Source organism: Variovorax dokdonensis, assembly GCF_030316895.1.
GTDB lineage: Bacteria > Pseudomonadota > Gammaproteobacteria > Burkholderiales > Burkholderiaceae_C > Variovorax > Variovorax dokdonensis.
Genome location: NZ_JASZYV010000002.1, coordinates 165,463 through 189,217 on the forward strand (window position 1 = coordinate 165,463; position 23,755 = coordinate 189,217).

Annotated in this window: 24 protein-coding genes; 15 read left to right on the forward strand and 9 right to left on the reverse strand. The window is 67.0% G+C overall.

Translation table 11 applies throughout. The features are described 5' to 3' along the window. Position 1: 1 nt before the first annotated feature. Complete coding sequence (locus QTH91_RS09350; protein WP_286659804.1) at positions 2–1,213, reverse strand: LysM peptidoglycan-binding domain-containing protein; 1,212 nt, start codon at positions 1,211–1,213, stop codon at positions 2–4. A 166-nt stretch (positions 1,214–1,379) separates the two neighbouring features. Between QTH91_RS09350 and def the strand changes: the two genes are divergently transcribed. From def to QTH91_RS09375, 5 genes are read left to right on the forward strand one after another with little or no spacing between them, the layout of a single operon-like run. Next, positions 1,380–1,913: a peptide deformylase gene (gene def / locus QTH91_RS09355; protein WP_286659805.1), complete on the forward strand. Its 534-nt coding sequence runs from the start codon at positions 1,380–1,382 to the stop codon at positions 1,911–1,913. A 3-nt stretch (positions 1,914–1,916) separates the two neighbouring features. After that, on the forward strand, positions 1,917–2,417 hold the full coding sequence (locus QTH91_RS09360) for a hypothetical protein (protein ID WP_286659806.1): 501 nt from the start codon (positions 1,917–1,919) through the stop codon (positions 2,415–2,417). After that, positions 2,414–3,370: a methionyl-tRNA formyltransferase gene (fmt, locus tag QTH91_RS09365; RefSeq protein ID WP_286659807.1), complete on the forward strand. Its 957-nt coding sequence runs from the start codon at positions 2,414–2,416 to the stop codon at positions 3,368–3,370. The genes QTH91_RS09360 and fmt overlap by 4 nt, the downstream gene beginning before the upstream one ends. Before the next feature lie 8 nt (positions 3,371–3,378). Beyond that, entirely contained in the window at positions 3,379–4,119 is a 741-nt protein-coding gene (locus QTH91_RS09370) for an AzlC family ABC transporter permease (RefSeq protein ID WP_286659808.1), read from the forward strand. Further along, positions 4,116–4,463 carry an AzlD domain-containing protein gene (locus tag QTH91_RS09375; RefSeq protein ID WP_286659809.1) on the forward strand — a complete coding sequence of 116 codons (348 nt, stop codon included), beginning with the start codon at positions 4,116–4,118 and terminating at the stop codon, positions 4,461–4,463. The genes QTH91_RS09370 and QTH91_RS09375 overlap by 4 nt, the downstream gene beginning before the upstream one ends. 6 nt (positions 4,464–4,469) lie before the next feature. On the opposite strand, the gene QTH91_RS09380 is transcribed toward QTH91_RS09375, so the two are convergent. The 3 genes from QTH91_RS09380 to QTH91_RS09390 are packed head-to-tail and all read right to left on the reverse strand — an operon-like array spanning position 4,470 to position 7,884. Beyond that, positions 4,470–6,155 carry an FAD-dependent oxidoreductase gene (locus tag QTH91_RS09380; RefSeq protein WP_286659810.1) on the reverse strand — a complete coding sequence of 562 codons (1,686 nt, stop codon included), beginning with the start codon at positions 6,153–6,155 and terminating at the stop codon, positions 4,470–4,472. A 39-nt stretch (positions 6,156–6,194) separates the two neighbouring features. Beyond that, positions 6,195–7,328: an alpha/beta hydrolase family protein gene (locus QTH91_RS09385; protein WP_286659811.1), complete on the reverse strand. Its 1,134-nt coding sequence runs from the start codon at positions 7,326–7,328 to the stop codon at positions 6,195–6,197. Then, complete coding sequence (locus QTH91_RS09390; protein WP_286659812.1) at positions 7,321–7,884, reverse strand: VOC family protein; 564 nt, start codon at positions 7,882–7,884, stop codon at positions 7,321–7,323. Before QTH91_RS09390 ends, QTH91_RS09385 begins: the two co-directional genes overlap by 8 nt. 205 nt (positions 7,885–8,089) lie before the next feature. Here QTH91_RS09390 and QTH91_RS09395 point away from each other — a divergent pair, with 205 nt between their 5' ends. Together QTH91_RS09395 and pyk are read left to right on the forward strand one after the other, a co-directional pair. After that, complete coding sequence (locus tag QTH91_RS09395) at positions 8,090–9,286, forward strand: phosphoglycerate kinase (protein ID WP_286659813.1); 1,197 nt, start codon at positions 8,090–8,092, stop codon at positions 9,284–9,286. Between the two features lie 129 nt (positions 9,287–9,415). Then, complete coding sequence (gene pyk, locus QTH91_RS09400) at positions 9,416–10,867, forward strand: pyruvate kinase (protein WP_286659814.1); 1,452 nt, start codon at positions 9,416–9,418, stop codon at positions 10,865–10,867. A gap of 15 nt (positions 10,868–10,882) precedes the next feature. Here pyk and QTH91_RS09405 read toward each other — a convergent pair whose 3' ends face one another. Further along, a complete protein-coding gene (locus QTH91_RS09405) occupies positions 10,883–11,500 on the reverse strand; it encodes a murein L,D-transpeptidase catalytic domain-containing protein (RefSeq protein WP_286659815.1) in 618 nt (205 codons plus the stop codon). Between the two features lie 254 nt (positions 11,501–11,754). Between QTH91_RS09405 and fba the strand changes: the two genes are divergently transcribed. The 4 genes from fba (at position 11,755) to QTH91_RS09425 (ending at position 15,407) form a co-directional block, all read left to right on the forward strand. Further along, positions 11,755–12,819: a class II fructose-bisphosphate aldolase gene (gene fba, locus QTH91_RS09410; protein ID WP_286659816.1), complete on the forward strand. Its 1,065-nt coding sequence runs from the start codon at positions 11,755–11,757 to the stop codon at positions 12,817–12,819. 136 nt (positions 12,820–12,955) lie between these two features. Then, entirely contained in the window at positions 12,956–13,861 is a 906-nt protein-coding gene (locus QTH91_RS09415; RefSeq protein ID WP_286659817.1) for a phosphoribosylaminoimidazolesuccinocarboxamide synthase, read from the forward strand. Positions 13,862–14,003: 142 nt separating this feature from the next. After that, positions 14,004–14,618, forward strand: a complete 615-nt coding sequence (locus QTH91_RS09420; protein WP_286659818.1) for a helix-turn-helix transcriptional regulator — start codon at positions 14,004–14,006, stop codon at positions 14,616–14,618. A 174-nt stretch (positions 14,619–14,792) separates the two neighbouring features. Continuing rightward, a complete protein-coding gene (locus QTH91_RS09425) occupies positions 14,793–15,407 on the forward strand; it encodes a Crp/Fnr family transcriptional regulator (protein ID WP_286659819.1) in 615 nt (204 codons plus the stop codon). Positions 15,408–15,450: 43 nt separating this feature from the next. Here the strand turns inward: QTH91_RS09425 and QTH91_RS09430 are convergent, their stop codons facing one another. Together QTH91_RS09430 and QTH91_RS09435 are read right to left on the reverse strand one after the other, a co-directional pair. Continuing rightward, on the reverse strand, positions 15,451–15,900 hold the full coding sequence (locus tag QTH91_RS09430; RefSeq protein ID WP_286659820.1) for an META domain-containing protein: 450 nt from the start codon (positions 15,898–15,900) through the stop codon (positions 15,451–15,453). A gap of 59 nt (positions 15,901–15,959) precedes the next feature. Further along, positions 15,960–16,880 carry a tetratricopeptide repeat protein gene (locus tag QTH91_RS09435; protein ID WP_286659821.1) on the reverse strand — a complete coding sequence of 307 codons (921 nt, stop codon included), beginning with the start codon at positions 16,878–16,880 and terminating at the stop codon, positions 15,960–15,962. 113 nt (positions 16,881–16,993) lie between these two features. Here QTH91_RS09435 and purE point away from each other — a divergent pair, with 113 nt between their 5' ends. The 3 genes from purE to QTH91_RS09450 are packed head-to-tail and all read left to right on the forward strand — an operon-like array spanning position 16,994 to position 19,709. After that, positions 16,994–17,536 (forward strand): 5-(carboxyamino)imidazole ribonucleotide mutase, encoded by a 543-nt coding sequence (gene purE / locus QTH91_RS09440; protein ID WP_286659822.1) that lies wholly within the window; start codon positions 16,994–16,996, stop codon positions 17,534–17,536. Continuing rightward, entirely contained in the window at positions 17,533–18,714 is a 1,182-nt protein-coding gene (locus QTH91_RS09445) for a 5-(carboxyamino)imidazole ribonucleotide synthase (RefSeq protein ID WP_286659823.1), read from the forward strand. The genes purE and QTH91_RS09445 overlap by 4 nt, the downstream gene beginning before the upstream one ends. After that, positions 18,711–19,709, forward strand: a complete 999-nt coding sequence (locus QTH91_RS09450; RefSeq protein ID WP_286659824.1) for an L-threonylcarbamoyladenylate synthase — start codon at positions 18,711–18,713, stop codon at positions 19,707–19,709. The genes QTH91_RS09445 and QTH91_RS09450 overlap by 4 nt, the downstream gene beginning before the upstream one ends. Before the next feature lie 48 nt (positions 19,710–19,757). On the opposite strand, the gene QTH91_RS09455 is transcribed toward QTH91_RS09450, so the two are convergent. After that, positions 19,758–21,071, reverse strand: coding sequence for a lipase family protein (locus QTH91_RS09455; protein ID WP_286659825.1), 1,314 nt, complete (start codon positions 21,069–21,071; stop codon positions 19,758–19,760). Between the two features lie 92 nt (positions 21,072–21,163). Beyond that, positions 21,164–22,720 carry a D-alanyl-D-alanine carboxypeptidase/D-alanyl-D-alanine endopeptidase gene (dacB, locus tag QTH91_RS09460; protein ID WP_286659826.1) on the reverse strand — a complete coding sequence of 519 codons (1,557 nt, stop codon included), beginning with the start codon at positions 22,718–22,720 and terminating at the stop codon, positions 21,164–21,166. 33 nt (positions 22,721–22,753) lie between these two features. Here dacB and QTH91_RS09465 point away from each other — a divergent pair, with 33 nt between their 5' ends. Next, entirely contained in the window at positions 22,754–23,755 is a 1,002-nt protein-coding gene (locus tag QTH91_RS09465) for a DMT family transporter (RefSeq protein ID WP_286659827.1), read from the forward strand.

The following is a 23,755-nucleotide window of genomic DNA, read 5'->3' on the forward strand; positions in this document are numbered from 1 at the left end:
CTTACGGATTGACCAGCAGGTCACCGGCTTGCGGCACGTCGCTGATCTCGAGGACCAGAGCGTACGACACTCTTTGGAAGGTTCGGAACACCATCAGCAATCCGATGCGCTCATTGGGCAATTTGAGCGTTTCCTTGGTTCCGTTCGAACGGTCGGTGATCACCGCGCCATTTTTCAGGATGGCCATGACGTGGCCACTCTCGATGCCGTCGGCAATGCCCTTGTTGATGGCCACGACCTGGTTCTGCGATGCGTACTTCACAGCGTTGCCGTACACCGAGACGATGCGTCCACCCTCCACCGGCGTCGCCGGCGCGTGCGGCACGTAATTGATCAGCTGGCGCGGCGGCTCGGGCAGCAGGCGGTCGCCGGCGCGGATTTCCTCTCGAGCGGCGACGACGTCGAGCGTGGCGGGCACGTTGCTCGTGACCATCTTGCCCTCTTCCAACTGCGTTTCGGTGGTCTGGCTGCGCTCCAGTCGGGCGCGTCCCAGGTACTGCGCTTCGTAGCCCAGTACTTCACCCGTGCCCGGGTCAACCATGGGCGTGGCGTCGCGGAAGATGCGGAACTGCTGGATCGGTCCCGGCTTCTCGATCAATTGCGTCGCATCGCCGCCGGCCGCGTAGATGCGATCGCCGCGCGACAGCAGCACGCGGTCGTCGCGCCCGGCCACAACGCGTGGCGCCCCGGCCAGGGTGTCGTTGTCGATGACGATGCCTTCAGTCAGGAAGGCCTCGATCAGGCTCGGCCGGAGGGTGGGCAGCGCCAGGTCGGACACCGAGTCGTAGCGGGTGCGCGGCGTCAGCTTGATGGTGCCGCCGCTGCCGCCGGCACGAGTAGTCAGGCGGGCGCGGCCGTTGCTGCGCTCCAGATACAGCACCTGACCCGGATAGATCAGGTGCGGGTTCTTGATATCGTTGAGGTTCATGCCCCACAGTTCTGGCCAGCGCCAGGGACTGCGAAGGAACATGCGCGAGATGTCCCAGAGTGTGTCGCCGCGCTTGACGGTGTACTCGTCGGGGGCGTTGGGGCTCAACTCGCTGAGCGGAATGCCGGTTTGCGCCGTCGCCTGTGCCACGGAGCGCTGCTGCGGCGTGATGGGGTACTGGGATTGCGCGTGGGCCGCTGCGCTGGCGCCGAGCACTGCAACCGCCGCCAGGCTGGCAAGCAGGTTCTGGCGCCCGGGGCGCGAAGGGGTACGCAAAGTAGTCATGGTCGAATGATGTGCTTGCCCCGGACGAGGCGGAGTCCGAGGTACATATCCTCACAATTTGCAACGATTCTGCGCTGAAGCCCCGGAGGGGGCAACGTTTATCCGACCGCGCATCCGTCACAAGGGGCCGGAAGTGGCGAAAATAGCCACATTAGCGCGAGTATCCATGGCAAAACGAAACATTCTGAGTTACCCAGATCCGCGCCTTCATACGGTGGCCAAGCCGGTGAAGGCAGTCGATGAGCGCGTCCGGACCCTGGTCTCGGACATGCTTGAGACCATGTATGCGGCCAACGGCATCGGCCTGGCCGCCACACAGATCGACGTTCACGAGCGCGTGGTGGTGATCGACGTTTCGGAAGAGCGTGACGAGCCGATGGTGCTGATCAACCCCGAGATCACCTGGGCCAGCGAGGACACGGTCATCAACGAAGAAGGATGCCTGTCGGTGCCCGGCATCTATGACGGTGTCGAGCGTTCCACGTCGGTCAAGGTCAAGGCGCTGGACGAAAAGGGCGAACTGCGCGACTACGAGGCGGAAGGCCTGCTGGCCGTGTGCATTCAGCATGAACTGGATCACCTGCTGGGAAAGGTCTTCGTCGAATACCTTTCGCCCCTCAAGCGCAACCGCATCAAGACCAAGTTGAGCAAGCTGCAGCGCGAAGAGCAACGCGACTCGCAGCGTGAGCGGAGGGCCTGAATCGTGCGCTTCACCAAGAACTGGCGCGCTGCCTTGGCAGCAGCTGTCGTGGCGCTGCTGGCCGCCTGCGCCAGCGATCCGGCGCGCCTTCCGACCGGTTTGACCAAGTCGCAGGCCCTGCAGCAGTTGGGCGCGCCCACCGCGTCTTTCCCTCTGGCGGCGGGCGAGCGGCTGCAGTACTCCCGCATGCCCATGGGCCGCGAGGTGACCAATGTCGACCTCGACGCCAGCGGGCGCGTGGTCTCGGTGACCCAGGAGCTGGACGAGCGCTACTTCGACAAGACGATCCAGGTCGACCGCTGGACTCGGCAGGACGTGCTGCAGACCTACGGTCCTCCCTACGAAGTCACCCAGGTGAGTTCCTTCGCCGGAAACATCTGGTCGTGGCGCTATCGCCAGATCAACAACCCGCGCATCCTGTACATCTATATCGATCCGCAGGGTGTGGTGCGCCGCTATCACAGTGCCGACGATCCGACGATCAATGATCGGTTCCGCTGGTGAGGGTCGCCTATGCAGGCACCCCGGAGTTCGCCCGCTCCGCGTTGGAAGCCATCGCCGCTGCGGGCCATGAGATCTGCCTGGTCCTGACCCAGCCCGACAGACCGGCGGGCCGAGGCATGAAGCTGCAGGCGTCCCCGGTCAAGCAGGCCGCGCTGGCGCACGGATGGCCGGTCGCCCAGCCGCGCAGCCTGCGTCTGGATGGCAAGTATCCGGATGACGCTGCCGCCGCGCGGGATGCGTTGAACGCAGCCAATCCCGACGTGATGGTGGTCGCCGCCTACGGCCTGATCCTGCCGCAGTGGGTGCTCGATCTGCCCCGGCTGGGCTGCCTGAACATCCATGCTTCGCTGCTGCCGCGCTGGCGCGGAGCCGCGCCCATCCACCGCGCCATCGAAGCGGGCGATTCGCTCACCGGTGTCACCATCATGCAGATGGATGCGGGCCTGGATACGGGCGATATGCTGCTGGTCGAGTCGCTCGAGATCGGGCAGGACACGACCGCCCAACTGCATGACCGGCTGGCGGAGCTGGGTGCGAGGCTGGTGGTGCAGGCGTTGAGCGACGCGCAGGCGGGGCGCCTCAAGCCCGTGCCGCAACCGGAGGACGGTGTGAGCTACGCGAACAAGATCGAGAAGGCCGAGTCGCGCGTCGATTGGGCATTGCCCGCAGACGCCATTGCAAGACGCGTCCGGGCGTTCGACCCCTTCCCAGGTGCGGCGGGTCAAGTCGGCGCCGAGACCGTCAAGCTCTGGCGTGCCGAGCCCTTGCCGAACGCGGACGCCGATGCGGCTCCCGGCACCGTGCTGGCGGCCGGCGCCGAGGGCGTGCGCGTGGCCACCGGTCAAGGCCAGTTGCTGGTTACCGAGCTTCAGCGCGCGGGCGGCAAGCGCCTCGCGGCGGGCGATTTCCTGCGCGGGTTCGAGCTGAAGGCCGGGCAAGCGTTCGAGCGCTGAGGCCTGCCTTGTTTCTTTCGTCCTCCATCCGGCGCCATCCGGCGTTTCGCGAAGGTCTGAACAGCATGGCGCCGGTTGCCGTCGGCATTGGCGCTTGGGGGCTGATGACCGGCGTTGCCATGGTCAAGTCGGGCATGAGCGTGTTCGAGTCGGTGGCCATGACGCTCCTGGTCTACGCGGGCAGCTCGCAGCTCGCGGCCATTCCCCTGATCGTTGCGGGCGCGCCTTTCTGGGTGGTTCTGGCAACCGGCTTTTGCGTCAACCTGCGCTTCGTCGTGTTCAGCCTGCATCTGCGGCCCTATCTGATGCACATGCCGCGCTGGCGCCGCATGACTCATGGCTACCTGACGGCGGACATGAGCTATGCGATGTTCACGGCGCGCTTTCCCGAGCCGCCGAGCACCGACGACCAGCGCGCCAATCAGGAGGCCTACCTGACTGGCGGCTACTTCGTCACGTGGTGCGCCTGGATGGGCATGAGCCTGCTGGGCATTGCCCTGGGCAATCTGGTGCCCCAGTCCTGGGGACTGGGCTTCGCGGGCGTGCTGAGCCTGGTGGGCATCCTGTGCTCGATGGCCACGTCGCGCCTGCGGGTGATGGCGGCACTGATCGCAGGTGCGACCGCCGTGGCCGCCTTTGCGCTGCCGCTCAAGCTCAACATCGTCGTGGGCATCGGTGTGGCTGTGATGCTGTGCTTCTGGATCGAGAAGGGCTTCGTGCCCAATCCGGCTGCGGAGGATGACCGATGAGCGGCACGCAAGGCGGCATCGACTGGTGGACCTTGGCGGTCATCGTGGGCCTGGCCGGCGTGACCGTGCTCACGCGCTGCTTCTTCTTCATCCTCGATCGCCCGTGGGGCCTGCCGGACTGGGCGCACCGCGCGCTGCACTACGCGCCGATCGCGGCCCTCGCCGCGGTGGTGCTGCCCGAGATCGTCATGACCAACGGCGTCTTCGCCCACACGCTGCGTGATGCGCGCATCTATGCCGCGCTGGTCGGCTGCGCCTATTACTTCTGGCGCCGTGGCGTGCTCGGCACCATGGTGGCCGGGATGGCGGTGTATCTGCCGCTGCACATGGGCCTGGGCTGGTAGCTGGCGTCAGCCGTCGCAACCGGCCGCCGGCCGCAGGGCGAGTGCCTGGCGCATCAGGGTGGTGAGCTTCGCCGGCGTTGCGTCGGTCAGGCACGCGCAACGATAGGCGTCGGGTCGCAGCAGCACCAGACTGCCGTTGGGCGGATCGCCCAATTGGTGAAGCAACACGTCGTCTTGCGCCAGCGTCGGCAATGGGCCTTCGCCGCTGATCGCCAGCACGCGGATCGGCATCCTCGTGGCCACCTCGCGCCCAAAGGCTTCGGCTTGCGTAGCGGTGGGCGAGACGAGCAGGCCCAGGCAGTGGGTCGATCCTTGCAACAGGCGTGCAATGCTGGTGGCCTCGCCGTCGAGCAGCAGCGGCAGGTTCTGTACCGAGACGGCACCATCGGGCAGCAGCGGCGCAGGCGGGTAGGGGTTGGGCGCGGACATGCGGCCGGTGTTGACCATGGCCCTGGCGAACGCGTGCCGGGGCGCTAGCGCGACAACGGCTTCGCGAAGCATGTGCTCCATCTCGGATCGAGGCGCCAGGAAGCGGGCCGACCGGCTGGTGACTTGCAGATTCTGCGCGGCCGTCGGCCGCCGCTCGGCTTCGTAGCTATCAAGCAGCGCGTCTGCCGCGCGGCCCTCGACCACCAGCGCAAGCTTCCAGGCCAGGTTGGCCGCATCCTGAATGCCGCTGTTGCCGCCGCGCGCGCCGAACGGGCTCACCACATGGGCTGCGTCACCGATGAACAGCACGCGACCTTCGCGAAAGCGTTCCAGCAGGTGGTCGCGATAGCCATAGGGGCCGATCCAAACGAATTCGAACTCGACATCCGGACCCAGCTGTTCACGCAGCCGGGCGCCGGCGACTTCGGGGCGGCTGATTTCTTCGGGATCACAGTCCTCGCGCATCTGGTAGTCCATGCGCCAGACGCCATCGCCCATCAGGTGCTGCCACACGGCACGGCCTTCGTTGAAGGGCGCGTCCACCCAGGTCCAGCGCTCGACCGGCAGGGGCTTGGTGAAGCGCACATCGCTGATGCACCAGCGGTCGGTGCTGCGCGATACATGGCAGGCGACGCCCAGTTGCTCGCGAATCGGGCTGTGCGCGCCGGTGGCATCCACCAGGTGTTCGGCCTCGATCATGTAGCTGCCCGCAGGCGTCTGCACCTCGACGCACACGCCGCTTCCGTCGGCAAGTGGCTCGACCTTGCCGACGCGGCTTTTCCAGCGCAGGTCGGTCATACCCAGTTCGAGGATTCGCTCGACCAGGAACCACTCCACGTAGAACTGCTGCAGGTTGATGAATGGCGGCTGCTCGGAGCAGCTCTCGGTCTGCAGGTTGAAGCTGTAGACCTCCTCGTCGCCGGAGAAGGTGCGCCCCAGCGACCAGGTGATGCCCTTGGCAACGATGCGCTCGTAGATGCCCAGGCGCGCGAAGATCTCCAGGCTCTTTTGCGCATAGCAGATGCCGCGCGAAGATGCGCCGCGAACGCCCACCGTGTCGTCTTCGTCGAGCAGCACGGACTTGATGCCGCGCTGCGCCAGATCGCAAGCCAGCGTCAGGCCAGAGAGGCCGGCGCCGACGATGACGATGGGATGACGCGCAACGGGTGCATCAGGGTTCAGCAGTTCGGGCGGCGTCTGGAAGGGCCAATGCGGCAGTTCGTAGGGCTTCGCGAATCGGAATGCTTCTTGGGTGTCGCTCATCGATGGCTTGTCTCCTGTCTTGTTGTCGCAAACTCGCTTTCAGCGCAGGGCGTGTGCCCATTCCGCGATGTGGTCAGCGGCCTGCGTCACGAGTTCGGGCTGGCCTGCCAGATAGTGGTTGCCACCCACCACGTCCACGTTGCGGATGCGCGTGCCTCCCGCTTCCAGCCATGCGTCCCGCGTGCTCGGGAAGGTTGACTGGTCGGCTGTGTAGGTCAAGAGCAGTGCCGGCACCGAGGTGCGCGCCAGGTTGGTCGGCCCGTCGGCTTGCGAGCGCGATGACCATTGGGACAAGAATGCGGTGAGCGATGTCGTGCGGCCCATGGCATTGCACGAGTAGTTGACCTGCCGCGCATCGCCCCAGACGCTGCCGGGCACGCGGTCGTTGGGATCGAGCGTCAGGTCGAGGCAGCGCGGGTCGGCATGGGTGCGGTAGACGACGAAGGCCTGATCGCGCGGGGCGCCTGGCATCTGCCGCAGCATCGCCAGGCGATCGACCGCCCATTGCTCGATGCGTGCCAGACGCGCGAGCTGCGCAGTGCGAAAGCGATCGAGAAACTCCCGGTCGTAGGGCATCGCATGGCGGCGGTCGTACATGTCGAGCGCGCTGTCGCAAGAGAGAACGTCGTGCTCGTCAGTGACGGCAGGGTCGATCCAGTCGCGCAGCAATCGAGAGCGTCCGAGGTGCGCTGCGCACAACGCGATGCCGTCGACGGGCGGCAGATCGTCCGGGTGAAGGTGCGTCGGGTCGCCGTCGGCAAAGCGATGCGCAGTCAGTCGTTCTGCCTGCGCCTGGTAGAAGCTGGCCAGCGCGGCGCCTCCCGAGTTGCCGATGAGCAGCACCTTCTCGTAGCCCGCTTCGCGCAGGTACCTCACACCGGCGCCCAGGTCCTGGATCACGCGCTCCATCAGCAGCACCGTGTCGTTGCCCATGTAGCGCGAATTCAGCCCCATGCAGGTGATGCCGCGCGCAGCCAGCGGCGCAATCAAATAGTGCCCCATGAAGTTGCTGGTGGGATGCATCACGATGGCCGCCACGCGCCGGTTGCCATCGGCCGGCGACATGCGTGCGCCGTAGATGCGCGGCCGCAGCAGCTGAAGCCCCGACTGGCTTTCCATCGCCGCGCCGGGCTTGACGTCGATCACCGCCAGTTCCAGCGTGGGCTCAGCCATGGCGGGCCTCCTCGCGCAGTTGCGCCTTGCGCTCGTTCCAGGCGTCCAGGTCCGCATGCGCGTTGCGGGCGTGAGCCTGCATCACATCGGCGCTCACCGTCGGCGTGGTCAATTCGAGCCGGATGCCGTTGGGGTCGAAGAAGTAGATGGAATGGATGATGTGATGGTCGGTCACGCCAAGCACCTGCACACCCGCTGCTTCCAGGCGCGACTTGGCGGCAAGCAATGCGGCCTCGGATTCCACCCGCAGCGCGAGGTGGTTTACCCAGGCGGGCGTGTTCGGCGAGGGCGCGGCAGCAAGGTCGTCGCCCAGGTCGAAAAAGGCGATGTAAGAGCCATCGGCCATCTGGAAGAAGATGTGGACATAAGGGCAGTATTCGCCGGTGCTGGGCACGTGGTCGCTCTTGATGACGTGAACCAGCGGCAGGCCCAGCAGGTCTTCGTAGAAGCGGCGGGTTTCCTCGGCGTCGCGGCAGCGCCAGGCGAAATGGTGAAGCCCCAGCACAGGCACGGGCCCGGCGTTTGCTTCGGTGTGTGGAGTGGCGGATCGGCTCATGTCGGGCATTGGACGTCGCCGAGATCCATAAATCAATCGAAGTTAATTGATGAATTCATGCTGCCTGTTTATGGATCGCGTCGGGCTTGCGCGGGGTGTGCCAGTCGGCGATGGTCCAACGCTCGGGCTTGGCGGCGCTGCCACTTCCTAGAATGGGCGCTTTCGCTTTCCAACCATTCGAGCGGGCCGCGCGCCCTTCGCCACCATGAACGTCATCCGCTTCTCCGATCTGTGCGCCCAGGGCAAAGCCTCCGGGCAGCGCGTCTTCATCCGTGCCGACCTGAACGTGCCGCAGGACGACGCCGGCCGCATCACCGAAGACACCCGCATCCGCGCATCCGTGCCCTGCATCCGCATGGCGCTCGATGCCGGGGCGGCCGTGATGGTCACCTCGCACCTGGGCCGCCCGACCGAAGGCGAGTTCAAGCCCGAGGATTCGCTCGCGCCGGTGGCCACTCGCCTGGGCGAACTGCTGGGCCAGGAGGTTCCGCTGGTCTCGAACTGGGTTGACGGCGGTGTGTCCGTCCAGCCCGGCAAGGTGGTGCTGCTGGAAAACTGCCGCCTGAACAAGGGCGAGAAAAAGAACAACCCCGAACTGGCCAAGAAGATGGCGGGCCTGTGCGACATCTTCGTGCACGACGCCTTCGGCACGGCGCACCGCGCCGAAGCCTCGACCTACGGCATTGCCGAATACGCGAAGGTGGCCTGCGCCGGCCCGCTGCTGGCCGCAGAGATCGACGCCATCAGCCGTGCCTTGAGCGATCCCAAGCGCCCACTGGTCGCCATCGTTGCCGGCTCCAAGGTCAGCACCAAGCTCACCATCCTGGAAAGCCTGGCCAGCAAGGTCGATCAACTCATCGTCGGCGGCGGCATTGCCAACACCTTCATGCTGGCCGCTGGCTTGCCCATCGGAAAGTCGCTGGCCGAGCCCGACCTGGTCGATCAGGCCAAGGCCGTGATCGAAGCCATGAAGGCGCGCGGAGCGGCCGTGCCGATTCCGGTGGACGTGGTCTGCGCCAAGCGCTTTGCGGCAGATGCCCCGGCCACGGTCAAGGCCGCCACCGACGTGGCCGATGACGACCTCATCCTGGACATCGGCCCCAAGACGGCCGAACAGCTCGCCACCATGCTGCGCCAGGCCGGCACCATCGTCTGGAACGGTCCGGTGGGGGTGTTCGAGTTCGACGCCTTCGCCAAGGGCACCGAGACCATCGCCCGCGCCATCGCCGACAGCAGCGCTTTTTCCATCGCCGGCGGCGGCGACACGCTGGCTGCCATTGCCAAATACGGCATCGAGAAACAGGTGGGCTACATCTCCACCGGCGGCGGCGCGTTCCTCGAAGTGCTGGAGGGCAAGACCCTGCCGGCCTTCGAGATCCTCTCTCGCCGCGCGACGAAATAGCCAGCGGCGAATCGCGCGGCTGGCTCATTCATCGGGGGAATTTCAGTTATTCGTCACGAATCTCACATCGTGCAATGCTATATTTTGATGTGAGATAACCACAAACACACCGTCCAGGAGACAGCCCCCATGGCAGCCACGCCCCGCCTTCCCCGTCACGCCACCAAGATCGTTGCCACGCTCGGCCCGGCGACCAGTTCGCTGGAACTGATCGAGCAGATGATCCGATACAAGGTCAGCGTGATGCGCCTGAACTTCAGCCACGGGACGGCGCAGGACCACATCGACCGTGCGGCGATGGTGCGCGAAGCCTCGCGCCGCGCCGGCCGCGAGATCGCCATCATGGCCGACCTGCAGGGCCCGAAGATCCGCGTCGGCAAGTTCGCCCAGGGCAAGATCCGGCTCGAACCCGGTGCCAAGTTCGTCCTCGACGGCGCGCGGACCGAACTGGGTGACGAGCAGGCCGTGGGCCTGGACTACAAGGACCTGCCGCGCGACGTCGTCCCGGGCGACGTGCTGTTGCTCAACGACGGCCTGATCGTCCTCACCGTCGATGCCGTGCGCGGCGACGCGGTGCACACCACCGTGCGCCTGGGCGGCGACCTGTCGAACAACAAGGGCATCAACAAGCAGGGCGGTGGCCTCACGGCGCCGGCCCTCACGGCCAAGGACATGGAAGACATCAAGATCGCGATGAGCTTCCAGGCCGACTACGTGGCGGTGAGCTTTCCCAAGAACCGCACCGACATGGAAATGGCGCGCCAGCTGTGCAATGTGGCCGCTGCCGAATACGGCCACAAGCCGGCCCTGATCGCCAAGATCGAGCGCGCGGAGGCGATTCCGAAGCTGGAGGAGATCCTGGCCGCCAGCGACGGCATCATGGTCGCCCGCGGCGATCTGGCGGTCGAAGTCGGCAACGCGGCCGTGCCCGCGCTGCAGAAGAAGATGATCCAGATGGCGCGCAACATGGACAAGGTCTCCATCACCGCCACGCAGATGATGGAATCCATGATCAACAACCCGGTGCCGACCCGCGCCGAGGTGAGCGACGTGGCCAATGCGGTGCTGGACGGAACCGACGCGGTGATGACCTCCGCCGAGACCGCCTCGGGCAAGTTCCCGCTCGAAACGGTGCAGGAAATGAGCCGCATCTGCGAAGCCGCCGAACAGGCCGAAGACACGAAACGCGACACCGATTTCAGCGGCCAGAACTATTCGCGCATCGACCAGTCGATCGCCATGGGCGCCTTGTTCACCGCCCATCACCTGGGCGCCAAGGCCATCGTCGCGCTGACGGAATCGGGGTCCACCGCGTTGTGGATGAGCCGGCATGCCGCGCACATTCCGGTTTTCGCCCTCACGTCGCGGCTGGCGACCCAGCGGCGCATGGCGCTGTACCGCAACGTGCGCCCGCTGTTGATGGATTCCGAGAACGACCGCGACGCCGCCTTGGCGCAGGCCGAAGCGCACCTGAAGCGCCGCGGCATCGTGCAGAAGGGCGATGTCTACGCCATCACCTGTGGCGAACCGATGGGCGCGCCCGGCGGCACCAACATGCTCAAGATCTGCCGCGTGGGCTGATGGCGCTGCGGCGCCTCAGGACAGGAATCGGCCGGACAGCAAGAGCCGGTCCTGACCGAGGGTCCGCATGATCAGTTCGGCGTCGTCCTCGTCGAAGGCGAAGCAGCCTTCGCTGAGTCCCGACTTGCCTTCGCGCGCGACGACAGCCTCGCTGACATAGTCGGCAGCGTGAACAACGATGGCGCGAGCAAGCGCGTTGCTGTTGCTCCGGTCCAATCCATCCAGGCGCAAGGATCGGCCATACTTGCCGACGTAGAACTCCCCCGTGCGATACGCGCCCTCGGAGCTGGCGTTGGAGTCGACCTCGTTGGAGAAGAACTGGAGCAAGCCGCTGTGTTCCGGGTCGGAACCTCGACCGTGGGCCACCAGAAAACTGCTGACCTGTCGCTCGGGCAGGTTGATCAGGTGAAACCGCCGCTGGCTGGAATGAGCCCCGAAGTCCGCCACGGCCACGACGTCCCGCATGGGAATGACAGGGCCGAGGCGCCCCAACTCCGCCTGCGCGAGTGACCAAAGCCGGCTTTGGACCAGAGACAACCCCGGCGGGGCAGGCGGCGCTGGCTCGGTCAGCGTTGCGTCGTCCATCCACGGCGCGGCGATCGACGGGCGGACGAGCGCGGCGAGGGCGATCACGCCTGCCGCACGGCTGCGTACAAGGAGCGCGCGGCGGGAGATGGGTGCAGAGCGGCACGAGGCAGCCATCCGCAGGAGATTGGCACCTGCAAGCACGGGTTCCCGCTCGTTACATTCGTTTCGCTTCTGGACGACTTTGAACGTCCGCAAGGACATCGGCCCGCTCTGACATGGCGCGCGGGGGGCGGCCGATAGAATCGAGGCAGTCCACCCACTTTCAACATTCATTCAATTTCCCGCGAGAGGTAAACATCATGGCACTCGTCTCGATGCGCGAACTGCTCGACCACGCCGCCGCCAATGGCTACGGAATCCCGGCATTCAACGTCAACAACCTCGAGCAGGTGCAGGCCGTCATGGAGGCCGCCAAGGAAACCGGCGCCCCCGTCATCCTGCAGGCCAGCGCGGGTGCGCGAAAGTACGCCGGCGAGCCCTTCATCAAGCATCTGATCGAGGCTGCCGTCGAGATGTACCCCAACATCCCGCTGGTGATGCACCAGGATCACGGCCAGAGCCCCGACGTCTGCCAGGGCGCCATCAACCTGGGCTTCTCCTCGGTGATGATGGACGGCTCGCTGGAAGCCGACGGCAAGACCATTGCCAGCTACGACTACAACGTCGACGTCACCAAGAAGGTGGCTGATCTGGCCCACAAGGTGGGCGTGACGGTTGAAGGCGAACTGGGTTGCCTGGGCTCGCTGGAAACCATGAAGGGCGACAAGGAAGACGGCCACGGCACCGACGCCACCATGACCCGCGACCAGCTCCTGACCGACCCCGAGCAGGCCGCCGACTTCGTCAAGCGCACCCAGATCGACGCGCTGGCCATCGCCATCGGCACCAGCCACGGCGCCTACAAGTTCACGCGCAAGCCCACCGGCGACATCCTGGCGATCGACCGCATCAAGGAAATCCACCGCCGCATTCCCAACACCCACCTCGTGATGCACGGCTCCTCGTCGGTGCCGCAGGAACTTCTGGCGATCATCCGCCAGTACGGCGGCAACATGAAGGAGACCTATGGCGTGCCGGTCGAGGAGATCCAGGAAGCCATCAAGCACGGCGTGCGCAAGATCAACATCGACACCGACATCCGCCTGGCGATGACCGGTGCGGTGCGCAAGTTCCTGGCCGAGAACCCCGAGAAGTTCGATGCCCGCGAATGGCTCAAGCCCGCGCGCGAAGCCGCCAAGCAGATTTGCAAGCAGCGCTACATCGAATTCGGCTGCGAAGGCCAGGGCGCGAAGATCAAGGGCGAATCGCTGCAGATCGTCGCTGCCAAATACGCCAAGGGCGAATTGGCACAGGAAGTGGTCTGAGCGGGCGAAGCCCCGGTCGACACGCTTTCACGAGCACTCGAGCCACCCTCGCGGTGGCTTTTTTCCGCGCGCACAATGCGCCCTTGCGCGCCTGGACGCCCCCCAGGCCAAGCCTTCTGACAACACGAGTCCCTTCATGACCACCGTCCACACCTCTTCCATCCAGAGCCTGCCCTTGCTTGCGCGTGGCAAGGTGCGCGACAACTACGCGGTCGGCCAGGATCGCATCCTCATGGTGGCCAGCGACCGCCTGTCGGCCTTCGACGTGATCATGGGCGAGCCGATTCCCGGCAAAGGCGAGATCCTCACCAAGATGGCCCTCTGGTGGTTCGACCGGCTCGGCCACATCTGCCCGAACCATCTGACCGGCGAAGCGCCCGAGAGCGTGGTTACGCCGGCCGAGGTGCCGCAGGTCCAGGGTCGCTCGATGCTCGTCCAGCGCCTCACGCCCGTGCCGGTGGAGGCCGTGGTGCGCGGCTATCTGGCCGGCAGCGGCTGGAAGGAATACCAGGAAGGCCGCACCGTGTGCGGCGTGCCGCTGCCCGAGGGGCTCACCAACGCCGCCAAGCTGCCGCGCCCCATCTTCACGCCAGCGGCCAAGGCGCAGGCCGGCGAGCACGACGAAAACATTCCCTACGAAAAGGTGGTCGAGATCGTCGGCCCGACCATGGCCAGCCAGATTCGCGACATCAGCATCGCGCTGTATGAAGCGGCTGCGACCATCGCGCTAGGCAAGGGCATGATCATTGCCGACACCAAGTTCGAGTTCGGCCTGGACGCCGCCGGCCGCCTCGTGCTGATGGACGAGGTGCTGACGCCCGACAGTTCGCGCTATTGGCCGGTGGAGGGCTATGAAAAGGCCTTGGCCGCTGGCGAGAACCCGCCGAGCTTCGACAAGCAGTTCGTGCGCGATTGGCTCGAATCGGCGCGGCCGCACGGCAAGCCCTGGGACAAGACACCGCCCGCGCCGCGCCTGCCCGCCGAGGTGATCGAGAAGACCGCGGCCAAGTACCGCGAAGCCTTCGAGCGCCTGACGGGCTGATCGGGCGCACGTCCCTCATCTGGGGGATGTAAATGCGTCACAAATTTCGCGGCAATAGTTCACCACTCTTTTTAGAAACAAATTTCCATACTTCCTCATACAGATGGATGAGGAGAATGTGATGGAAATAACAATCGAAAGAATGGTCGCTCCCGTCGAAGGGCAGGCGATGCTGCTGGCGCGGGTGCTCGATGAGATCGATCATGGCTTGATCGTGGTCGACCTGACGGGGCGAATCCTGCACGTCAACCAGCCGGCCCAGGCAGAACTGTCGGCGGCGCGCACCCTTTGCGATCGCGAGGGCATGTTGCACGGCAGCGACGACGCCGCCCAGCGCAAGATCCGCCAGGCCTTGCGCGATGCGGGCGACGACGTGCGCGCCATCGTCGACATCGAGGGTGAAGGCCAGCCGATGTCCCTTGCATTCGTGCCGATGCCGTCGGTCAGCGGCCGCATCGATGCCGTTCTGATCATGTGCAGCAAGCGCCAGAACTGCGCCTCCCTCACGATGCAGATGTTTGCGCGTGCCAACCGCCTGACGCGGGCCGAGCAGCAAGTCCTGCGTCAGTTGTGCGACGGCCATCGGGCCGAGGAGATCGCCGGCCTGCAAGGCGTGCGCGTCTCTACAGTGCGCACTCACATCAAGAGTGTGCGCGAAAAGACGGGCAGCAACAGCGTCCGGGAAATCGTGCACCGGCTCTCGCGCATGCCGCAGGTCGTCGCCGGCCGGGGCATGGCGATCGCGACGAACGACTGACGCGACAGGCGGCCCAGACGCCGCAGTTCGGCCGCGGAACGGCAGGGAGCAAGGCCCCCAGGTCAGTGCCTGGGAGATCGCCCTGCCGCCCGAGGTGCGCTAGCCGCTTATATTCGCTGCATGCCGCCGATTCTTTCTCGCCGACCGGCGCCGGTCGCGCCGGCGCCTCTGACCTTGTTGACCCCTCCAGTCGATCGTCTGTCCGCACTGGGCGTCCAGCGGCGCTACCGCAAGAACGCGGTGCTGATCGAGGAAGGCGATGTCGGTGATTCCATCTACATCGTGCTGTCGGGCAAGCTGCGTGCCTATGTCTCGGACTCGCGCGGGCGCGAGGTGACGATGGCCCTGCATGGCCCCGGCGAATACGTGGGCGAGATGTCGCTCGACGGCGGCCGGCGCTCCGCCAGCGTGCAGGCCATCGAGACGACCGTGTGCTCGGTCGTCACGCGCGAGACCGTCCTGCAACACATTGCCGCCGACCCCGAATTTGCGCTGGGACTCATCGAGCGCCTGATCCGGCGCGCGCGGTTGGCCACCGAAAGCGCCCGCAGCATGGCGCTGCTGGATGTCTACAGCCGCCTGCGCGCGTTGCTCGAGCGCCGTGCCGTGCCCGTAGGCGACGGCACCCGCGTGGTGGCCGAACGACTCACGCACCTGCAGATCGCCAGCGAAATCGGTTGTTCGCGCGAGATGGTCAGCCGTCTGCTCAAGGACCTGGAGTCTGGAGGCTACCTTCAGGTCGTCCAGCGTCAACTCGTTCTGATGCAGGATTTGCCCGCGCGCTGGTGACTCGGCAATCCCGCCGCCGCCGGCGGGGCCGCGGGCGCGAGCCTCAGCGCGAAGCGCTGCTGAGCTTGGCCAGGGTCTGGCCGCGCGAGCCGATCAGCACCAGTTCGCCGCCGACGACGCTGTACTGGGTCGTCGCCTCGAGCGCGGCAAGAAAGCGCGATTCGAGTTGTCCGCGCGTCGGGTCGACGCAGGCCATGCGTGTAGAGGCCAGCGGGCCGATCTTGAGCTGCGTGCCGTTGCGCTGATAGCTGCCCGTCAGGCGGTTGCAGCCCCCGGATCCGGCCACACGGCCGTTGCCGTCGAACTCCAGTTGCGCTTGCTGCCGCGCATCGCTGGCGGGCGGAACCGCCTGTCCGTCGATGCTGGCGAGCCGCCAAGGGTGCGACTCGATCGGCTCGTCCAGGCTCACGGTGGCACATCCCGCAAGGACGGCCGCGGCCGCCAGCAACAGGGCAGCGCGGCAGGAAGCAAGGCGCTCGGGCAGCAGACGCATGACAGATCCTCCATGTCGGTGTTCGATCCGGGCATGGTAGCGGCTGCCCGTTGCGGCGCTCAACTGAGCACGACGCTGCTGAGGCGGCGTCGATAGCTGGCGACGGTCGGATCGTCCGGCGGGATCTGGCCTTCGGCCACCTTCGGCTTGGGCGGCTCGATGATCTCCAGCACCGCGATGTAGGTCTTGCGGGCCAGCTCTTCGCTCCAGGCCTTGTCGCGCATGAGGATCTCGAGCAGCTCGTCCATGGCGTCCGTCCACTGCTGCTGGGCCATCAGCAGACGGGCACGGTCGAAGCGGGCCTGGAAGTCACGCTTGTTGGTGGCGATGCGCGCGTCCAGGTCGGCCAGCGATGGTGCCGCGCCCGTGGGCGGGGCGGCGAAGTCGACCGCATCCATCCAGCGCTGCAAGGCATCGAACCGGCGCACCAGGGACGTACGGTCGATGACCGGCGCGAACGCCACCTTGGCGTCGTCCGTGCGGCCTTCGCGCAGCAGCAGCTTGACGTAGTCGAAGCGGGCGTCGTCGTTGGACGGATCGGTGGCCACCGCGTGCTGGAGCTTCTCGAGCGCGCCCTCGGTATCGCCATCGGCCAGGGCGGCGTTGGCCTCTTCTTCCTGCTGCTGTGCCTCGAGCTCGTCGGCACCGGGCACGTGCTTGTCGAGGAACTGCCGGATCTGCTCGGCCGGGATGGCGCCCACAAAGCCGTCCACCGGCTGGCCGCCCACGAACATCACGCAAAACGGGATGCTGCGCACGCCGAACATCTGCGACAGCTGCTGGGAGATCTGCGGCACCTTGTCGGCATCGAGCTTGGCCAGCGTGAAGCGGCCGGCGTATTCGACTTCCAGCTTTTCCAGCACCGGACCCAGCTGCTTGCAGGGGCCGCACCATTCGGCCCAGATATCCAGCAGCACGGGCCGGTCCATCGAGCCTTCGATCAGGTCGGTCTGGAAATTGTCGAGGGTGATGTCAATCATCGGTTCAATCCAAAGGTGCCCAGGGTGGCCTTCCGGCGCGCCGCCCTTGGGGGAGTCAGGAATAAGTGGAAAGCCACATTTTCCCGACAGGGGCGAAACGTAGAATTCCGACCATGAAGCAAGCGATTCAGGTTGGCGTCGTGATGGGTTCGAACTCCGATTGGGAGACGATGCGTCACGCGGTCGAGATTCTGCGGCAATTCGGCATCGCCCACGAAGCGCGGGTGGTGTCGGCACACCGCATGCCGGACGACATGTTCGACTATGCCGAGGCTGCCGCCGGTCGCGGGCTGGCCGCGATCATCGCCGGTGCGGGCGGCGCCGCCCACCTGCCCGGGATGTTGGCGGCCAAGACCACGGTGCCGGTGCTCGGCGTGCCGGTGGCCAGCCGCCATCTTCAAGGCGTGGATTCGCTGCACAGCATCGTGCAGATGCCCAAGGGCGTGCCGGTGGCCACGTTTGCCATCGGTACGGCGGGCGCCGCCAATGCTGCGCTGTTCGCGGTGGCCATGCTCGCCGTGGGCAATCCGGCGCTGCGTGCCCAGCTCGACGAGTTCCGCTCGCGCCAGACCGAAGCCGCTCGCGCCATGACGTTGCCGCCGCCCGATGAGACGGCGGTTTCTCCCTTCACGCCGCAGGGCGGAGGTGCACTTTGATTCCGGCCAACTTTCCTCTGCTGCCAGGCGCCACGCTGGGTGTCCTGGGCGGCGGCCAACTCGGCCGCATGTTCGTCCATGCCGCGCAGCAGTCCGGCTATTTCACGGCGGTGCTCGACCCGGATGCCGACAGTCCGGCCGGCCGCGTGAGCCATCACCACGTGCACACCGACTATCTCGACGGCGACGGGCTCGCGCGCCTGTCCCGCCTGGCCGATGCGGTCACCACCGAATTCGAGAACGTGCCCTCGCGCGCCCTTGCCTCTCTGGCCGGCGACGTGCCCGTCGCGCCTTCGGCCGATGCAGTGGCCATCGCGCAGGACCGCATCCGCGAGAAGGCTCACTTCGTCAAGTGCGGCGTGGCCTGCGCGCCCTACGCGGTGATCGAGACGGCCGAGCAACTGTCCGCGGTGACCGACGACCTGCTGCCCGGCATTCTCAAGACGGCCACGCTGGGTTATGACGGCAAAGGCCAGCAGCGTGTGGCATCGCGCGGCCAACTGGGCGCTGCCTGGATGGATGCGGGCCAGGTGCCGTGCGTGCTCGAAAAGCGGCTCACGCTCGATTTCGAATGCTCGGTCATCGTCGCGCGTGGCCACGATGGCCAGGCCGTGAACTACCGGGCGCAGCGCAACCTCCACCGCGACGGCATCCTGGCCGTCACCGAGGCGCACGAGGAATGCGTGCCTCCCGAGATCGCGAAGCGCGCGGCCGAGGCGGCCTTGTCCATCGCCAACGGCCTGAACTACGTCGGAGTGCTGTGCGTCGAGTTCTTCGTGCTGGCCGATGGCGAACTGGTCGTCAACGAGATGGCCCCGCGACCGCACAACAGCGGCCACTACACCATCGACGCCTGCGAGCTGTCGCAGTTCGACCTGCAGGTGCGCACCCTGGCCGGCCTGCCGCTGGTCGAGCCGCGCCAGCACAGCCCGGCCATCATGCTCAACCTGCTGGGCGACTTGTGGCTGGCCAAGGGCCCTCAAGCGACCGAGCCGCCATGGGCCCAGGTGCTGGCGCTGCCGGGTACGCATCTGCACCTGTACGGCAAGCAGGAGGCGCGGCGCGGCCGCAAGATGGGGCACTTGAACATCACCGGCGCCAGCGTCGCGGAGGTGCGTGCCACGGCGGTGCGCGCGGCGGCATTGCTCGGCCTGCCCTCGCCGGTCACTTCCGCATGATCCTGGACGGCCAATCGGGCCAAGCCATCGAAGAAGCGGCGCGCACCTTGCGCGCGGGCCATCTGGTGGCCTTTCCGACGGAGACCGTGTACGGACTGGGTGCCAACGCCGCCGACGACGACGCGGTGGCCGGCATCTTCGCGGCCAAGGGCCGACCCAGCGACCATCCGCTGATCGTCCACCTTCCGGCCGGCGCCGGACTGGCCCAGGCGGTCGAGCGCTTCGCCCAGCCGCTGCCGGACTTTGCCCAAAAGCTGGTCGTGGCCTTCTGGCCCGGCCCGCTGACACTCATCGTCACGCGCCAGCATGGCGTGGCCACGGCAGCCGCCGGCGGGCAGGACACGATCGGGCTGAGATGCCCCGCGCATCCGGTGGCGCAGGCGCTGCTCGAAAGCTGCGCCGCCCATGGCGTGCCAGGCCTGGCGGGGCCGAGTGCCAACCGCTTCGGGCGGGTCAGTCCCACCACGGCTTCGCACGTGCAGGGCGAATTCGGCGACGACCTCCTGATCCTGGACGGCGGGCCGTGCCAGGTGGGCATCGAATCGACCATCGTCGATTGCAGCCGTGGGGTTCCGGTGCTCCTGCGGCCCGGCCAGATCACCCGGGCCCAGGTCGAGGCCGCCTGCGGCGAACGCTTACGAGCCCGGCAGGAGGTGGGCTCGCCCGATCCGCGCGCCTCGGGAACGCTCGAATCCCATTACGCGCCTTCGGCCAAGGTCCGGCTGATGGACGCCAAGGCGCTGCAGACCGCGCTCGATGTGCTGGGTGCCGATGCTCGGCACATCGCCGTCTGGTCGCGCGCCGAACTCAAGAGCCAGTCCGGTCACATCCTGCGCCGGCGCATGCCGGACGACGCGGCGGCAGCCGCGCAGATGCTCTTCGCCGTGTTGCGCGATTTCGATGCCCAGGGCGTCAAGCTGATCTGGGTCGAGACGCCGCCGGACGATCACGCCTGGGAGGGCGTGCGCGATCGGCTTCAGCGCGCGGCGGCGTAGCCGGACCAATTCGGGCCGGGGCCGTGAGCGAGCCCGGCCCCTCGGACTTCATCGCACCTTGTTGAACAGCGCGCGCGCCTGTGCGTGGCACAGCGGCGGCTCGTAGCTGCCGTGGTAGCTGCCGTAGTAGGTGGCGAATGCCGCGCTCGTGGGGTCCGTCGGCGCCGCGCCGCCGGGGCCGTAGAGCGCCTGGACCTGAGCATCGACGTCCACGACGCTGACCGTCGTCACACCACGCGCATCGAAGTCGGCCTTCATGGGCAGCATGTGGACCGCCGGCGGCACGGTCGGATCACCGGCGCCGCCACACAGCAAGGTGGCTGCGCGCGGGCTCCAGCCGAACAGATCGTTCTTCTTGGCGTCGAGGATCAGTGGGTTCGATGCATTGGTCTGCACGTCCGTGAGGAACGCGCTCTGGAACAGGGCATCGCGTGCCTGGTTGGGCGTGCCGCCGGGCAGTGCGCCGCTGGTCACCAGGGTCGTGTAGTTCAAGGTGGGGCTGGGCAGCAGGTTCTCGATGCCGGCGGCATAGGGCGCCTTGAAGACGGTGTTGACGTCCTTGTAGATGTCGCCGTAGACCTTCTGCCACGACGTGATCAGGAAGGGCACGAAGAACTGGTAGCCGGCAATGGCCTGCGTCAGCTTGAAGGAGCCCGACAGGTTGTAGGGCCCTGCCAGGTGCGCGCCGGCCACGACGTTGAATTCGCCCGGTGCGTCGCGCTCGGCGGCGCGGTGCGCAGCCATCGACGAGTGCCCGCCCTGGGAGTAGCCGGTGAACATCACCTTGCCCGAAAGCAGCGCGCCGAACTGTGGCGCCGCGAGCCGTGCAGCGCGAATGGAATCGAGCACCGATCGCGCCTCCGAGTCGGCATGCAGGTAAGGGTGGTACGGGAACTCCGACTTCGCGTAGCCCAGGTAGTCGGTCGCCACCACCGCGTAGCCTTGGGCGGCATACATGGCCGCGAGCAGGAAGGTCTCGGAATCCTGCGGATTGGCCAGCGTGCGGGGCTTTTGCACATCGGTGCCCTTGGCGTAGGCGATCAGCGGCGCGGGGTTGTTGCAGTTGCTGCCGGTCGGGCCGCTGGGAAGCAGCAATGCACCCGAGGCGTTGGTCTCTTCGTTCTTCGGCCCGAGGGTGCGGTAGTTGAGGGCCACGACCTTGACCTCGCACTGCGCCGGACCGCTCAACGCCTGAAGCCCGCTGCTCTTGGTCGAGGCGTCGATCTGCGCCTGGGTCAGCGTGGCGAGCGTGGTCGGGGGCTCCTTGAGCGTGCCGGGTGCCGTGCTTGCGTGGTCGCTGCCTCCGCCGCACGCGGCCAGGAACAGCAAGGGGGCCAGGCTGGCCAGGGATCGAAGCTTCATTTTGTCTCCATCTTGTTGGACTTGTTGCGGCCTTCATGGACGCCGAGACATTCTGTCGCCCCCACCCGGGCGGCGCAAACCGCGGATGTCCCTCAGTTGTCCGTGGCTGTCCAATCCACCAGCGCATCGAAGGCGGAGCGCGCCGCCGCCGCATTGGCATGGTTGGCCAGCGCGACCAGGACGTAGCGGCGGCCGCTGTTGCCATCGACGTAGCCGGCCAGGCCGGAGACGCCGTACTCGGGCATCGTGCCCGACTTGAGGTGCGCCGTGGCACCCGATCGCAGGTTGCGCCGGCGCAAGGTGCCGTCGACGCCGACGACTGGCAGCGAGGCCATCAGCTCCGACATGACGGGTGAACGCCAGGCCACCTGCAGCATGTGCGCGAGGCCGCCGGCCGTCACGCGGCCTTCCATCGACAGGCCCGAACCGTTGTCGACCAGCGGCCCGCCGTCGCCGGTCCCCATGCGGTCGTTCCACCACTGGCGCATGACGCCGCGCGAAGCGCCGAAGGTCCCGCGACGGCGCTGCTGCAAGCCCAGCGTGAGGAAGAGCTGGTCGGCCATCACGTTGTTGCTGTACTTGTTGATGTCGCGCACCACCTCGGCGAGTGGCGGCGATTCGGTTTCGAAGGCAGGCGCAAGGCCTTGGGGAATTCGCCCGTCGCGCACCGCGCCGCCCACGCTGCCACCCATCTCGCTCCACAGGCCGGCCACCGCGCGCGCGGCAAAACTCGCCGGCTCCGGATAGGCCAGCGGCCATGCGACGTCGCCGCATTCGGCGGGCAGGCCGCCGCCAAAGGAAAAGCGGGCGCTCTGGAAGTCCGCGCGCAACGCCGCCCGCCAGTTGCCGCAGCCCTTGCTGTTGGACAAGGGCACGCTGGCCGGAATGTCCACGCCCGAAAGCGGCGGCTCGGCGCTGAGTCGGGCCACACGCCCGGCAGGGTCGGGCGCAAAACGCAGCACCACCGTCTTGTAGTTGACCAGGAGCGCGTCGGCGCCGGCGTTGTACGACTTGAGCGGACGCCCGTCGAAGGCGCCTGGATCGGGCTCGCCGGTGTCGAAGGCGCTGCGGTCGAGGACGATGTCGCCGCGGATGCGCGTGATGCCCATGGCCTGCACGCGGCGAAGCAGCAGCCACAGGCGCTCGATCACCAGCTTGGGGTCGCCGCTGCCGCGGATGTAGAGGTTGCCCTCCAGCGTGCCGTTGCGCACCTGGCCGTCGATGTAGACGGGCGTCTTCCAGACGAAGGCCGGGCCCAGGATGTCCAGGCCCGCGAAGGTGGTGATGAGCTTCATCACCGACGCCGGGTTCATCGGCGCCTGGCTGCGCCAGGCCAGGCGTGGCGCCTGCTGTCCCTCGGCGTCTGCCACGAAGAAGGACACGGCGTCGACCGGCACCTTGGCCTGGACCAGCGCGGCTTCGACTTCGGGCGGCAGCGCCACCATCTGGCCCGTGCCCGCGGAAGCGGCGATGGGTTGCCGCGCATGGGCATCCGAGTCCTGCGCGCAGGCCAGGCTGGCGCACAGCACAAGCGCCAGACCAACGGCCACCTGGCCAATGGCCGCCGAGGCGGGGCGGAGCGACGATGGGAAGGAAAAGGCGCAGCGGCTTGCTGCGAAGCGGGAGCTAGCGGAAATGGCCGTGGGCATGCGGCCCATTATCCGGGCCGGGATAATCGCCCGATGCCCCTTGCCGAGCCCTCCGCGCCCGCCCCCCGTCTGTCCCCACGCGCCATCGGCATCGGATCCGCCGTCGTCACCGTCGCGGTCTGGACGGCCTTCATCGTGATCGCCCGGGCCTCCGCCTCGGGTTCGCTCACCCCGCTCGACCTCACCTTCGCGCGAATCTGCGGGGCCGGCGTGGTGCTGGTGCCGTGGGGCTGGTGGCTCGTGCGCCGCCTGCGCGCGCAGGGCCAGACGGCCGGCTCGCTCTTCGGCCTGTCGCCCTTGCCACTGCGCATCACGGCGCTGATCGGCGCCTTGGCCGGCGTGATCTATGCGGTGCTGGCGTATTCGGGGTTCTTCTTCGCTCCCGCCGGCCATGCGTCGGTGCTGATGCCCGGCAGCCTGCCGCTGTGGACCGCCCTGCTGGCAGCCGTTTTCCTGCACGACCGCATCACGCCCACGCGCGCCATGGGCCTTGCGCTGATCGTGGCCGGCGACCTGATCGTCGGCGGGCGCAGCCTGCTGCATGCCTTCGGCGACGGCGGCGACGTCTGGAAAGGCGACTTGCTCTTCATGAGCGCCGCCTTCAGCTGGGCCTGCTACAGCGTGATCGCGCGCCGCTTCGGGCTGGACGCGGTGCGCGCCACCATCGCGCTGACGGTGTTCGCGGTGCTGACCTTCCTGCCGGTTTACGGCGTGCTGGCAGCGCTGGGTGCCGTGCGTTCCAACCTCGGCCACGCGCCGTGGGGCGAATTCGTCTTTCAGATGCTGATGCAAGGCGTGGGGTCGGTGGTCATCTCGGGCATCAGCTTCACACGCATGATCCAGTACTTCGGCCCGGTACGGTCCACCATGATCACCTCGCTCGTGCCGGGCCTTTCGGCCGCCGGTGCCGTGATCTTCCTGGGCGAGCCGCTGTACTGGAACCTTCTTGCGGGCTTGGTGCTGGTCACGGCCGGCATCCTGTTCGGCGTTCAGCGCGCGGCACTGCGTCCCATGCCGGCGCCCGGCGGAGCCTGA